Raw genomic sequence first — 13,639 nt, forward strand, 5'->3', positions numbered from 1 at the left:
GCCGCGGGGACCGGTGAGCCGCGGGTGACGATGGGTCACCCGCCCGGGAGGCCCTGTGGTCAGTTCCAAGAGCCGCCGGACGCACGACCGGCGCACGTACGTTCTCGACACCAGCGTGCTTCTGGCCGACCCGATGGCCATGACCCGTTTCGAGGAGCACGAGGTGGTGCTCCCGGTGGTCGTGGTCACCGAGCTCGAGGCCAAGCGGCACCACCCCGAGCTGGGCTACTTCGCCCGCCAGGCGCTGCGGCTGCTGGACGACTTCCGAGTGCGGTACGGCAGGCTGGACGAGGCGATCCCGGTCGGCGAGATCGGCGGCACCATCAGGGTGGAGCTCAACCACTCCGACCCGTCCGTGCTGCCGGCCGGCTACCGGCTCGGTGACAGCGACACCCGCATCCTCGCGGTGGCCCGCAATCTCCAGGCCGAGGGGTACGACGTCACCGTCGTCTCCAAGGACCTGCCGATGCGGATCAAGGCCAGCTCGGTGGGCCTGCTGGCCGAGGAGTACCGCGCGGAGCTGGCCATCACCTCCGGCTGGACCGGGATGACCGAGCTGTCCGTGGCGGGCGAGCAGGTGGACGCCCTCTTCGGCCAGGACGCGGTGGACATCGAGCAGGCCCGCGACCTGCCCGTGCACACCGGCCTGGTACTGACCTCGGAGCGCGGCCGCGCACTCGGCCGGGTCACCGGGGACGGCAGGGTGCGGCTGGTGCGCGGCGACCGGGAGGCGTTCGGACTGCGCGGCCGCAGCGCCGAGCAGCGGGTGGCCCTCGACCTGCTGCTCGACCAGGAGGTGGGCATCGTGTCGATGGGCGGGCGGGCCGGCACCGGCAAGTCCGCGCTCGCGCTCTGTGCGGGGCTGGAGGCCGTACTGGAGCGCAGGCAGCACCGCAAGGTGATGGTGTTCCGGCCGCTGTACGCGGTCGGCGGCCAGGAGCTCGGCTACCTGCCGGGCAGCGAGGCCGAGAAGATGAGCCCGTGGGCGCAGGCGGTCTTCGACACCCTCTCGGCCGTCACCACCTCGGACGTGATCGAAGAGGTGGTCTCCCGGGGGATGCTGGAGGTGCTGCCGCTGACCCACATCCGGGGCCGCTCGCTGCACGACGCCTTCGTGATCGTGGACGAGGCGCAGTCGCTGGAACGCAATGTGCTGCTCACCGTGCTCTCCCGGATCGGCCAGGGCTCCCGGGTGGTGCTCACCCACGATGTGGCGCAGCGGGACAACCTGCGGGTCGGCCGGTACGACGGGGTGGTCGCGGTGGTGGAGAAGCTCAAGGGCCACCCGCTCTTCGCGCACATCACCCTGACCCGCTCGGAGCGCTCGCCGATCGCCGCGCTGGTCACCGAGATGCTGGAGGACGTCGGGCCCTAGGAGAAGTCGGCACAAAGCGACAAAGGCCAGCATAACGGTCGGTCAAATGTACTGATAACCGATAAAAGCGGCAGTGAATAGCGAAGGGGCCGGGTCCGCCGAGGGTCGGCCCCTTCGCCGTGGCCGCCCCTCAACTCCGTTGCGGGCGGCCCGGCGGAGGCCGGAGCGTAACGGCGCACCGGGGCGCCCGCCAGCAGTACGGCAAAGTTCCAGGTCGCCACCGGATGTGAATTTCGACACGCAACAGGGAATTGCGTGGACAGCCGTCCGTCGGGCATGGTGTGGGTTCTGTCAGGCCCTGCGTACGGCGTGACTAGCCACCCGACCCAGGCGGCGACGGCACCTCACGGTGACGGTATGTGCGAACAACTGAAGACCGCTGAAGCCGTACGCCGCCCGAGAACCACCGCCCCCGTCATCCCACCGGGGGCACCGGGCCCGCGCCTCCCGTGACCAGCACCGGTGGAGGCCAGCGACAGGGCTACGTCGCGTCCGCCCGGTCACGCGCGGTCGATGCTGGAAGGAAATCATGTGACTCGGATCTCGGTCCGGGGAGTTGCCGTGGTCTCCGCCACCGCCGTCACCGCTGTCGGTGCCGTCGTCGGCGTGGCCTCGGGCAGCGAGGGCAGGACCACGCAGACGGTCGATGTCGCCGGCGCCACGCTGCTCGCGGACATCCCCTCCGGCGCCCAGGCGCAGACCATCAGCGACAACATCGGTCGGCAGGCCGACGCTCAGCAGAGCGCCGCCGACGCCGCCGCGAAGAAGGCTGCCGAGGAGGCCGCGCGCAAGAAGGCCGCCGAGGTCGCCAAGGCGAAGGCGGAGGCCGAGCGCAAGGCCAAGGAGGCCGAGGCCAAGCGCAAGGCCGAGGAGGCCAGCCGGGCCCAGGCCCGCTCGCTGCTCGAAGCGCCCCTGGTGAGTGTCTCCCCGGGGTCGGTCCAGGCGCTGGCCCGCTCGATCATCGGCGACGACGCGCAGTTCCAGTGCTTCAGCGCGATCATCACCCGGGAGAGTGGCTGGTCCTACACCGCGACCAACCCGTCCTCCGGTGCCTACGGTCTGGTCCAGGCGCTGCCCGGCTCCAAGATGGCCTCGGCCGGCGCCGACTGGCGTACCAACCCCGCCACCCAGATCAAGTGGGGTGTGAGCTACATGAACTCCCGGTACGGCAGCCCCTGCGGGGCCTGGGCGTACTGGCAGGTGCACCACTCCTACTGAGCCCCGTCCGGCTCGGACCACCGCCGTACCACGCCCCCGACCCCTGCTGGTCGGGGGCGTAGGCGTGCTTGCCCACCCCGGCACCGGGTACGGTCATCCCGACGCGCGGCGCCGGTGCCGGGCAGACGCGGACTGCGGGCCGCGGGGGTTCCAGGGGGAGAAGGACGGTGTCGCGGTGTCGCGATTCGGCAGGTGGGACGTGGTCGGTTGGGGGAAGTCCACCGCCGCGCGCACCGCAGCACGGCTGGAGCAGCGCCGCCGGGAGGCCGAGGCGCGGCTGCGGGACGACGAGCACCTGCCGCCCGGCGAGGGACTGCCGCACCCCGATGAGCCGGAGCACGCCCAGCAGCTCCCGGCCACCCCGTACGTCCGGGAGGCGCACCCGCCGCGCCCCGCGACGCCCGCCGAGGCCGTCCCCTGGGGCCTGCGGGTGGCCGCCGAGTCCACCTGGCGGCTGCTGCTGCTCGGCGCGGCCCTCTACATCCTCTTCCGGGTGGTCATCACCCTGCGGCTGGTGGCGCTGGCCTTCATCGCCGGGCTGCTGATCACCGCGCTGCTACAGCCCACCGTCACCTGGCTGCGGCGGCGGGGCCTGCCGCGTGCGCTGGCCGCCGCCGGGACCTTCCTCAGCGGGCTGGTCGGCATCGGGCTGGTCGGCTGGTTCGTGGTGTGGCAGGTGACCACCAATCTGGAGTCGGTCACCAACCGGGTGCAGCAGGGCGTGGACCAGCTGCGCGACTGGCTGGTCAAGGGACCGCTGCACCTGACCGACAAGCAGATAAGCGACTTCGCCAAGCAGATCTCCAAGGCGATCGGCACCAACTCCGACGCCATAACGTCGGCCGGTTTCACCGGCGTCACCATCGCGGTGGAGCTGCTGACCGGTGTCGTCCTCGCCGCCTTCTGCACCTTCTTTCTGCTGTACGACGGCGCGCGGATCTGGCAGTGGACGCTGCGGCTGCTGCCGCGCCACTCCCGGTACGCGATGGCCGGGGCGGGGCCGCGCGCCTGGGCGACGCTCACCAGCTATGTGCGGGGCACCGTGCTGGTGGCCTTCATCGACTCGGTCTGCATCGGGGTCGGCATCGCGCTGCTGCATGTGCCGCTGGCGGTGCCGCTGGCCGTGATCATCTTCCTGGGGGCGTTCGTCCCGCTGGTCGGCGCGCTGGTCACCGGCACCATCGCGGTGCTGATCGCGATCGTCACCAATGGCGTCTTCACCGCCGCCATGGTGCTGGTGGTGCTGGTGGCCGTGCAGCAGATCGAGGGCCATCTGCTGCAACCGCTGATTCTGGGGCGCGCGGTGCGGGTGCACCCGTTGGCCGTGGTGCTGGCGGTCACCGCCGGGTCGATCATCGCCGGAATCGGCGGTGCGGTGGTGGCGGTGCCGCTGGTGGCGGTGACCAACACCGTGGTCGGCTATCTGCGCCGCCGCAAGGCGGCCGGCGAGGAGGTGTTCACCGCACTGGTGGCCGCCCAGGAGGACCAGGCCCGGGAGAGCTCCGCGGCCGAGGCGGAACCGCCCGCCGTGGCGGGCGGCGCCACCGTCGTCGTGGTGGAGCCGGGCGCCGAGGACACTCCGGCGGCCGGTGGCACCGGCACCGGCGAGGGCACCGGCACCGGCGAGGGGGAGAACGGCAGTCCCCCGCCCGGCGGGGCCGGTACGGGGGACTGAGGTGACGGGGCCCCTGGTAACGGGGCCCCTGGAGCCGGGGCCTCGGGCGACGGGGCCTCGGGCGACGGGGCCGGTCGGGTCAGACGGCGGCGAGGGAGCCCTCGGCGTCCAGGGTGGCGCCGACGGCGGCCAGCACGGCGGCGATCTTGATCGCCTCCTGTACGGTCTCGCGCTCCACGCCCGCCTTGCGCAGCACCTGCTCGTGCGAGTCCAGGCACATGCCGCAGCCGTTGATCGCGGAGACGGCGAACGACCAGAGCTCGAAGTCGACCTTGTCCACGCCGGGGTTGCCCAGCACGTTCATCCGCAGGCCGGCCCGCATGGTGCCGTACTCCTTGTCGGAGAGCAGATGCAGCGTCCGGTAGTAGACGTTGTTCATCGCCATCACGGCGGCGGCCGCCTTGGCGGCGGTGTACGCCTGCTCCGACAGGTGCTCCCGGGCCTCCGGCTCCAGCTCGGCCAGCACCCTGGGGCTGCGCGAGGCGATGGCGCAGGCCAGCACGGTGCCCCAGAGCTGCTGCTCGGGGAGGCCGGAGTTGCCGATGACCGAGCCCAGGTTGAGCTTGAGGTCCTTGGCGTAGTCGGGGAGAGCTGCCTTCAGCTCGTCAAGCGCCACGGTCAGGCACCCGCGAGCAGCGCGACGGGGTCCAGGGTGGTCTCGCCCTTGCTCCAGTTGCAGGGGCACAGCTCGTCGGTCTGGAGGGCGTCGAGCACCCGCAGGACCTCCTTGGGGTTGCGGCCCACGGAACCGGCGGTGACCATCACGAACTGGATCTCGTTGTTGGGGTCCACGATGAAGACGGCACGCTGCGCGAAGCCGTCCTCGCCCTCGACGCCGCAGTCCCGCATCAGCTCGTGCCGGGAGTCGGCCAGCATCGGGAAGGGCAGGTCGCGCAGGTCCTTGTGGTCCTTGCGCCAGGCGTGGTGCACGAACTCCGAGTCGCCGGAGACGCCGAGGATCTGGGCGTCGCGGTCCGCGAACTCCTCGTTGAGCTTGCCGAAGGCGGCGATCTCGGTGGGGCAGACGAAGGTGAAGTCCTTCGGCCAGAAGAACACCACGCGCCACTTGCCCTCGTAGGACTTGTGGTCGATCTGGGCGAACGCCTTCTCCGGGTCGAGGTCGACGCAGGCGGTCAGATCGTACTCGGGGAACTTGTCACCGATGGTGAGCACGTTCGCTCCTCCTTGAGCTTGTTGCAGGTGCTTCGTTCTGCTTGGTCCGTGTTACGTATGGTTCCGTACCGTACGGACCTGAGCCACAGTGACACGGAGATGTTTGATCCGTGAAATAGCTACACTCGAAGCGTCTGATCGGAGGTGGCTATCAGTACCCGCAAGCCCGGGAATCCCGGGGGCCGTCCTGGCAAACCCGCACCCGCTGTGGCGAAATCCACAGCCTCCCGCAGCTCCCGTGCCCCCTCGGTTGCCCAGCTCAGAGCGTTCGCGGCGGTCGTGGACCACCGGCACTTCCGGGACGCGGCGGCGGCCATCGGCACCAGCCAGCCCGCCCTGTCCGGTGCGGTGGCCGCATTGGAGGAGACCCTCGGCGCGCAGCTGGTGGAACGCACCACCCGCAGGGTCATCATCACTCCGTTGGGCGAGCGCGTGGCGGAGCACGCGCGCCGGGTCCTCGCCTCACTGCACTCGCTGACCGAGGAGGTGGAGGCCGCCCGCCGGCCGCTCACCGGTCCGCTGCACTTCGGCGTCATCCCCACCGTCGCGCCCTATCTGCTGCCCGCCGTGCTGCGGCTGGCCCGCGACAGCTACCCCGACCTCGAGTTGCAGGTCCACGAGGAGCGCACCGGCTCGCTGCTGGAGGGGCTGGCCGACGGCCGGCTGGACCTGCTGCTGCTGGCGCTGCCGGCCGGCGGCGGCCACCCGGTCCGGGAGATCCCGCTGTACGACGAGGACTTCATCCTGGTCACCCCGCCGGACCACCCGCTGGCCGGCCGGACCGACGTCCCCCGCGACGCGCTGCTCGACCTGGACTTGCTGCTGCTGGAGGAGGGCCACTGCCTGCGCGACCAGGCGTTGGACATCTGCCGGGACGTGGGCGCCGACCCGGCCGCCGCCGCCACCCGCGCCGCCGGGCTCTCCACCCTGGTCCAGCTGGTCGCGGGCGGCCTCGGGGCCACCCTGCTGCCCGCCACCGCGCTGGACGTGGAGTCCGGCCGGGCCGGCCGGCTGGCCGCCACCCGGTTCGCCGCCCCGGCCCCCGGCCGCCGGATCGGGCTGCTCTGCCGGGCCGGGTCCGCCCGCACCGCCGAGTACGACCGGTTCGCCGCCTCGCTGCGGGAGGTCCTGCGGCCGCTGCCGGTGCGGATCATCGGCTGACCGCCCGCCCGGTTCCGTCCACAGCCTGTGGACGGAGCCGGGCGGGCCAGTCAGCAGTAACCAGTCAGCAGTCGGCGGCGGTCGGCTCGCCGGTCGGCTGCGGCGCGGCGGCCCCGGCCACCAGCCGCGACCCGGACCGCCCACCCCGGTCCACCGCCCAGGACGTGATGGCCAGCAGCGTCCCCAGCCCGGCCAGGCCCGCGCCCACCAGGGCCGGGGAGGTCCACCCCAGACCGGCCGAGATCGCCAGGCCGCCGAACCAGGCACCCTGGGCGTTGGCCAGGTTGAACGCGCCCTGCAAGGTGGCCGACGCCAGCGTCGGGGCGTGCCGCGCCTTCTCCATCACCAGGGTCTGCACCGTCGGCACGATGGCGAACCCGAAGACGCCGACCAGCATCACCGTCAGCGCCGCCGACCACTCGGTGTGCGCGGTGAACGCGAAGGCGGCCAGAGTGAGCGTCAGCAGGACGAACGCCGCGCAGACACTGGGCCGCAGCGCCCGGTCGGCCGCCCAGCCGCCCACCGCGTTGCCGATCGTCATCCCGACCCCGAACAGCGCCAGCACCAGCGTCATCGACCCGGGGGCGAACCCCGCCACCTCGGTCATCAGCGGCGCGATGTAGCTGTAGCAGGCGAAGAAGCCGCCGCAGCCGAAGATCACCGTGGCCAGCGCCAGCCAGAGCTGGCCGCTGCGGAACGCCGACAGCTCACGGCGCAGCCCGGCGTGCTCATGGCTCGGCAGCGCGGGCATCAGCCGGGCGATGGCGGCGGTGCCCAGCGCGCCGATCGCCACCACCACCAGCATCGTCGCCCGCCAGCCCAGGTGCTGGCCCAGCAGGGTGGCGCTGGGCACGCCCACGATGTTGGCGACCGTCAGCCCGGCGAACATCACCGACACCGCTCGGGCCCGCAGGTGCGGCGCGGCCAGCTCGGCCGCCGCCACCGCCCCGGCGCCGAAGAACGCGCCGTGCGGCAGCCCGGTGACCAGCCGCGAGGCGGCCAGCGACCAGAAGTTCGGCGAGATCGCGCAGAGCAGGTTGCCGAGGGTGAACAGCCCCGCCAGGCCCACCAGCACGGTCTTGCGGGGCAGCCGGGCGGCGGCCCCGGTGAGCAGCGGGGCGCCGAGCACCACGCCGACCGCATAGGCGGAGATCAGCCAGCCGGCCTTGGGGATGGACACCGAGAGGTCTCCGGCGACCTGCGGCAGCAGGCCCATCGCGGCGAACTCGGTGGTGCCGATGCCGAAGGCGGTGACGGCCAGGGCGAGGAGCGCCAGAGGCATGGGGGAGGTGCTCCCTACGACAACGGGGGCGGACAGGACGGAGCCGCGCCGTGTCGGCGGTGACACAGCGCGGCTCCTCCAGCGAACCATCCGCGCCCGCCCGGCATTCCCGGGCCCCGGGCCGGCCCTCAGGGCCTGGTCATCCGCAGGACGTCCAGCGCCTCGTCCAACTGCTGCTCGGTGAGGGTGCCCCGGGCCACATGGCCGCGCTCCAGCACCACCTGCCGGATCGTCTTGCGCTCCGCCAGCGACTGCTTGGCGACCTTGGCCGCCTCCTCGTAGCCGAGGTACCGGTTGAGCGGGGTGACCACGGAGGGTGAGGACTCCGCGTACTCCCGCAGCCGCTCCTCGTTGGCGGTGACGCCGTCCACCGTACGGTCGGCCAGCAGCCGGGCGACACTGGCCAGCAGCCGGATCGACTCCAGCACATTGCGGGCGATCACCGGCAGCATCACATTGAGCTCGAAGCTGCCCGAGGCACCGGCCAGCGCCACCGTGGCGTCATTGCCCATCACCTGGGCCGCGACCATGGCGGTGGCCTCCGGGATCACCGGGTTGACCTTGCCCGGCATGATCGAGGAACCGGGCTGGAGGTCGGGCAGGTTGATCTCGCCCAGGCCGGTGCGCGGGCCGGAGCCCATCCAGCGCAGATCATTGGCGATCTTGGTGAAGCCGACCGCGACGGTACGCAGTTGGCCGCTCAGCTCCACCAGCCCGTCCCGGGCGCCCTGCGCCTCGAAGTGGTCGCGCGCCTCGGTCAGCGGCAGCCCGGTGGTCCGGGCCACCGACTCGATCACCGCCGCCGCGAAGCCGGGCGGGGTGTTGATGCCCGTCCCCACCGCCGTGCCGCCGAGCGGCAGCTCGGCGACCCGGGGCAGCGTGGCCCGCAGCCGCTCGATGCCGTACCGGACCTGCGCCGCATAGCCGCCGAACTCCTGGCCGAGGGTGACCGGGGTCGCGTCCATCAGATGCGTACGCCCCGCCTTCACCACCTGCGCGAACTCCGCCGCCTTGCGCTCCAGCGCGACCGCCAGCCGCTCCAGCGCCGGGACCAGGTCGCCGGTGACGGCGGCCGTGGCGGCGATGTGGATGGAGGACGGGAAGACGTCGTTGGACGACTGGCTGGCGTTGACGTCGTCATTGGGGTGGACCGGCCGGCCCAGCCGCTCACCGGCCAGGGTGGCGATCACCTCGTTGGCGTTCATGTTGGAGGAGGTGCCGGAGCCGGTCTGGAAGACGTCCACCGGGAACTGGTCGTCCCAGCGGCCCCGGGCCACCTCGGCCGCCGCGTCCCGGATCGCCTCGGCCACGTCCCGGTCCAGCACGCCCAGCTCGGCGTTGACCTCGGCGGCGGCGGCCTTGATCCGGGCCAGCGCCTCGATCTGGGCCCGCTCCAGCCGCCCGCCGGACACCGGGAAGTTCTCCACCGCCCGCTGGGTCTGCGCCCGCCACTTGGCTGCGGCGGGCACCCGGACCTCGCCCATCGAGTCATGCTCGATCCGGTACCCGCCCTCACTGCCGGCCATCGCGTGCCTCCCTCTCTCGGTCTGTCCGACCCAGCGCCCGTTGACGCCGGATCTGTTCCCCGGCCCCGGCCGAACAGGGCCGATGCGCGGCGGATTAGGCCGTTGGGATTCATCGGCATATCTAAGGACCCCCGAATGCCGCAATGCCGACTCCGCCGGGGTGTCGTTGAGGTGGCGTGACCTCTCCCTCTCTCATCCCCACGCCGGCGTCCGGGACGCATCACGACGAGGGCTGCTCCCGGCTGGGGGAGTGGCTGTTCGTGCCGCCGCCGAAGGACGACCCGGACGGCGTCGGGGTGGCCTGCCTGGAGCGCGATGGTGAGCAGGTACGGCTGGAGTACAGCACCTGGCTGGTCGCGGACTTCGCCCGGCTGATCCGGGAGTTGGAGGCCGACTTCTCCCGGCGGATCGGCGGCGGATGACCGGATTCGTCGGAAGAACGGTTCAACGGAAGAACGCCCCGGAAACCAGCCCCCACCGAATCCAGCCCTCCACCACCGAAAGCCCAGTGCGAAAGGCGGCGCAAGCGCCATGTACGACACCCGGGAGGCATTCCTGCCGTTCGGCGGGATGGGCCACGAGGATTTCGCACCCGAGCCGCACGCCACCACCTACCAGCAGAGCGGCTGGTACCTGGGCGTGCCGCTGCGCGACGTACCGCACTCCTACAGCCCCATCGGGGACCTGCTGGACACCGGTCGGGACCCGGTCGCGGGCTACATCCCGCCGCCGCGCAGCGCCGAGCAGGACGGCGGCAGCCGGTCCGCCACCGGCTACGACGCGCCGCGCCCCCGGCGCCCGGTGCCGCACCGGCGCCGCCGGCCGCGCCCGCCGCTGGCGTCCTGGAACCAGCTCACCAGCTCGGTCTTCGCGGTACTGACCGTCTGCACGGTGACCGCCGTCAGCGTGCTGGGCTGGATCTTCTCGTATGAGCCGCTGCGGCGGCTGGCGGCCGCCCATGTCGGCAGCGGGCTGGCCGCGCTGTGGCCGGTGATCATCTACGGGCCGTGGTTCGTCGCCTCGCTGTCCATCCTGCGGGCGGCGCTGGACCGGCGGCGGATCGCGCACTCCTGGGTGGTGCTGGGCCTGTTCTCCGGCCTGGCGGCGGGGCTCTGCGTGGCCTCCGCCGCCGAGACGCTCTCCAACATGATCGTGGCCGGGCTGCCGCCGATCACCGCGGTGGTCTCCTTCCACCAGCTGGTCCGCCAGCTCACCGCCACCCGCCGCGCCCGGCACCGGCCCACCGGCACACTGCCGCCGCAGGGCGCCAAGGGCCGCACCTGACGGCCGGGGTGCTGACGGCCGGGGCCCGCACCGGTTCGGTACGGGCCCCTCACGCATGCCGTGCGCCGGTCAGCTGCGGGAGCGGACCGGGATCGAGCCGACGAAGGTCTGCGACGGGGTCAGCGAGGTGAAGAAGTCGTTGCCCTTGTCGTCCACCACGATGAACGCCGGGAAGTCCTCCACCTCGATCCGCCAGACCGCCTCCATGCCCAGCTCGGCGTACTCCAGCACCTCCACCTTGCGGATGCAGTCCTGGGCCAGCCGGGCCGCCGGGCCGCCGATGGAGCCCAGGTAGAAGCCGCCGTGCTCGGCGCAGGCGTCGGTGACCTGCTGCGAGCGGTTGCCCTTGGCCAGCATCACCATGGAGCCGCCCGCCGCCTGGAACTGCTGGACGTAGGAGTCCATCCGGCCCGCCGTGGTCGGGCCGAAGGAGCCGGAGGCGTAGCCCTCGGGGGTCTTGGCCGGGCCCGCGTAGTACACCGGGTGGTCCCGCAGGTACTGCGGCATGCCCTCGCCCGCGTCCAGCCGCTCCTTGATCTTGGCGTGCGCGATGTCGCGGGCCACCACCAGCGTCCCGGTGAGCGACAGCCGGGTCTTGACCGGGTGCTTGGACAGCTCGGCGCGGATCTCGCTCATCGGCCGGTCGAGGTCGACCCGGACCACGGTGTCGTCCAACTGCTCGTCGGTGGTCTCCGGCAGGTACTTGGCCGGGTCGCGCTCCAGCTGCTCCAGGAAGACGCCCTCGGCGGTGATCTTGCCCAGCGCCTGCCGGTCGGCGGAGCAGGAGACGGCGATGGCCACCGGGCAGGAGGCGCCGTGCCGGGGCAGCCGGACCACCCGTACGTCGTGGCAGAAGTACTTGCCGCCGAACTGCGCGCCGATGCCGATCCGCTGGGTCAGCTCATGGACCTTCTGCTCCAGCTCCAGGTCCCGGAAGCCGTGGCCGACCGGGGAGCCCTCGGTGGGCAGGCTGTCCAGGTAGTGCGCGGAGGCGTACTTGGCCGTCTTCAGCGCGAACTCGGCGCTGGTGCCGCCCACCACGATCGCCAGGTGGTACGGCGGGCAGGCGGCGGTGCCCAGCGAGCGGATCTTCTGCTCCAGGAAGGCCAGCATGCCGGCCTCGTTGAGGACGGCCTTGGTCTCCTGGTACAGGAAGGACTTGTTGGCGCTGCCGCCGCCCTTGGCCATGTAGAGGAACTTGTAGGCGTCGCCGTCGGTGGCGTACAGCTCGATCTGCGCGGGCAGGTTGGAGCCGGTGTTCCGCTCGTCCCACATGGTCAGCGGCGCCATCTGGGAGTAGCGCAGGTTCAGCTTGGTGTACGCGTCGTACACGCCGCGCGAGATGGCCTCCTCGTCGCCGCCGGCCGTCAGCACCTGCTGCCCGCGCTTGCCCATCACGATCGCGGTGCCGGTGTCCTGGCACATCGGCAGCACGCCGCCGGCCGAGATGTTGGCGTTCTTCAGCAGGTCCAGCGCCACGAAGCGGTCGTTGGGGCTGGCCTCCGGGTCGTCCAGGATGCGGCGCAGCTGGGCGAGGTGGGCGGGGCGCAGGTAGTGCGAGATGTCGTGCATCGCCTCGGCGGTGAGCAGGCGCAGCGCCTCCGGCTCGACCTGGAGGAAGCGGCGGCCGCCGGCCTCGAAGGTGGACACCCCCTCGGTGGTGACCAGGCGATACGGGGTGGGGTCGGCACCCAGCGGGAGAAGGTCGGAGTAGGCGAAGTCTGGCATGGCGGCCATCTGCGGGTGTTCCTCACTGACTGCGGTCTGTCCGGCACCGCGGTCTGTCCGGCGGCATCGACGAAGCGCCTCCCAGGTTAGATCCCCGCCGCCGGTGCGCCGGGGGCAGGTGGCCTCCGGTGAGCGGAGTCACCCGCCGCGTCCCGATCGGGTGTTCGGAGCCTGCCCGGCTGGCTACGCTGGCCCTGTGGACAACTCGCCTGCCCAGGACCCTCGTGCCCAGGACCCCACCGCCGAGCGCACCCCGCCGGCGGTCCCGATGACCAAGCCGGCGGCCAAGCCCGCGGCCAAGCCGACCTTCGCCGAGCCGGAGCTGCGCGCTTCGGACGCCGACCGCGAACGGGTGGCGGAGGTCCTGCGGGACGCCTTCGCCGACGGTCGGCTCGACGTGGTGGAGCACGCCGAGCGGATCGAGGCGGTGTACGCCGCCAAGACCCTCGGTGAGCTGGAGCCGCTCACCCGCGACCTCCCGGCGCACCGCCCGGCCGCCGCCCCCCGGCCCGCCCCCGCCCCGGCCGAGCCCGGCCCCCGGCTGCCCCCGGCCCGCGACTACGCCCCGACGGCGGTGGCGATCTTCGGCGGGGCGACCCGCAAGGGCCGCTGGCGGGTCGGGTCGCGGATCAAGGCGGTGGCGGTCTTCGGCGGGGTGGACATCGACCTCACCGACGCGGTCTTCGAGTCGCCCGAGGTGGTGATCGAGGTGGCGGCCGTCTTCGGCGGCGTGACGGTCAAGGTGCCGGAGAACGTCTCGCTGCACGGCAGCGGCGTCGGCATCTTCGGCGGCTTCGACGTGCGCGAGCAGACGGCGGACGACCCGTACGCGCCGGTGGTGCGGGTGCGCGGCGCGGCGATCTTCGGCGGCTGCGAGGCCCGGCCGAAGCGGGGCAAGATGCTCAAGGAGTGGGTCCGCAGGCAGTTGGAGGGGTAGCCGGACCGGACGGCCGCGCGGGGAGGGGCGTACGGGGGGCGTGATCGGCGCATGTGCCAGCAGCACTTGCCTCTTTCAGTGCGCTCCGCGTACTTGACAATTCGGCACAACGACTTGGGCGGCAAGTGCGTGCGGTGTGCATGAATCGCCGGAACGCCGGGTAGTTCCTCCTGCACATCGTCTGTTGCGCGGCTGCGAGGTTCCGCAGGGGCTGCCACTCGGCCAGGGGTAACTGCGGAGCGTGTACGCCTGGCCGCGCACCGACACGAGCCTCCCCGCC

General features: G+C 72.2%; 12 protein-coding genes. 7 read left to right on the plus strand and 5 right to left on the minus strand.

Going from position 1 to position 13,639, the window contains the following annotated elements; translation table 11 throughout:
- Positions 1 to 55: 55 nt before the first annotated feature.
- From ACIQGZ_RS05280 to ACIQGZ_RS05290, 3 genes are all read left to right on the plus strand, one after another.
- Positions 56 to 1,375: a PhoH family protein gene (locus tag ACIQGZ_RS05280; protein ID WP_402599472.1), complete on the plus strand. Its 1,320-nt coding sequence runs from the start codon at positions 56 to 58 to the stop codon at positions 1,373 to 1,375.
- A gap of 531 nt (positions 1,376 to 1,906) precedes the next feature.
- Positions 1,907 to 2,593 carry a transglycosylase SLT domain-containing protein gene (locus tag ACIQGZ_RS05285; RefSeq protein WP_402599473.1) on the plus strand — a complete coding sequence of 229 codons (687 nt, stop codon included), beginning with the start codon at positions 1,907 to 1,909 and terminating at the stop codon, positions 2,591 to 2,593.
- Positions 2,594 to 2,768: 175 nt separating this feature from the next.
- On the plus strand, positions 2,769 to 4,268 hold the full coding sequence (locus ACIQGZ_RS05290) for an AI-2E family transporter (RefSeq protein WP_402599474.1): 1,500 nt from the start codon (positions 2,769 to 2,771) through the stop codon (positions 4,266 to 4,268).
- A gap of 79 nt (positions 4,269 to 4,347) precedes the next feature.
- Here ACIQGZ_RS05290 and ACIQGZ_RS05295 read toward each other — a convergent pair whose 3' ends face one another.
- Positions 4,348 to 4,884, minus strand: a complete 537-nt coding sequence (locus ACIQGZ_RS05295; RefSeq protein WP_402599475.1) for an alkyl hydroperoxide reductase — start codon at positions 4,882 to 4,884, stop codon at positions 4,348 to 4,350.
- A 2-nt stretch (positions 4,885 to 4,886) separates the two neighbouring features.
- Positions 4,887 to 5,441: a peroxiredoxin gene (locus ACIQGZ_RS05300; RefSeq protein ID WP_402599476.1), complete on the minus strand. Its 555-nt coding sequence runs from the start codon at positions 5,439 to 5,441 to the stop codon at positions 4,887 to 4,889.
- Between the two features lie 207 nt (positions 5,442 to 5,648).
- Between ACIQGZ_RS05300 and ACIQGZ_RS05305 the strand changes: the two genes are divergently transcribed.
- Positions 5,649 to 6,602, plus strand: coding sequence for a LysR substrate-binding domain-containing protein (locus tag ACIQGZ_RS05305; protein ID WP_402599477.1), 954 nt, complete (start codon positions 5,649 to 5,651; stop codon positions 6,600 to 6,602).
- Positions 6,603 to 6,666: 64 nt separating this feature from the next.
- Here ACIQGZ_RS05305 and ACIQGZ_RS05310 read toward each other — a convergent pair whose 3' ends face one another.
- Positions 6,667 to 7,884, minus strand: coding sequence for an MFS transporter (locus ACIQGZ_RS05310; protein ID WP_402599478.1), 1,218 nt, complete (start codon positions 7,882 to 7,884; stop codon positions 6,667 to 6,669).
- A gap of 128 nt (positions 7,885 to 8,012) precedes the next feature.
- Positions 8,013 to 9,410, minus strand: coding sequence for a class II fumarate hydratase (locus tag ACIQGZ_RS05315; RefSeq protein WP_402599479.1), 1,398 nt, complete (start codon positions 9,408 to 9,410; stop codon positions 8,013 to 8,015).
- Between the two features lie 176 nt (positions 9,411 to 9,586).
- Between ACIQGZ_RS05315 and ACIQGZ_RS05320 the strand changes: the two genes are divergently transcribed.
- Positions 9,587 to 9,832: a hypothetical protein gene (locus ACIQGZ_RS05320; protein WP_402599480.1), complete on the plus strand. Its 246-nt coding sequence runs from the start codon at positions 9,587 to 9,589 to the stop codon at positions 9,830 to 9,832.
- Positions 9,833 to 9,941: 109 nt separating this feature from the next.
- On the plus strand, positions 9,942 to 10,694 hold the full coding sequence (locus tag ACIQGZ_RS05325) for a DUF2637 domain-containing protein (RefSeq protein ID WP_402599481.1): 753 nt from the start codon (positions 9,942 to 9,944) through the stop codon (positions 10,692 to 10,694).
- Between the two features lie 69 nt (positions 10,695 to 10,763).
- Here ACIQGZ_RS05325 and ACIQGZ_RS05330 read toward each other — a convergent pair whose 3' ends face one another.
- Entirely contained in the window at positions 10,764 to 12,431 is a 1,668-nt protein-coding gene (locus ACIQGZ_RS05330) for a fumarate hydratase (RefSeq protein ID WP_402599482.1), read from the minus strand.
- Positions 12,432 to 12,618: 187 nt separating this feature from the next.
- Between ACIQGZ_RS05330 and ACIQGZ_RS05335 the strand changes: the two genes are divergently transcribed.
- Positions 12,619 to 13,359, plus strand: coding sequence for a DUF1707 domain-containing protein (locus ACIQGZ_RS05335; protein ID WP_402599483.1), 741 nt, complete (start codon positions 12,619 to 12,621; stop codon positions 13,357 to 13,359).
- Positions 13,360 to 13,639: the final 280 nt, after the last annotated feature.

Origin of the sequence: Streptomyces sp. NPDC092296, assembly GCF_044755465.1 — a bacterium.
Lineage (GTDB): Bacteria > Actinomycetota > Actinomycetes > Streptomycetales > Streptomycetaceae > Peterkaempfera.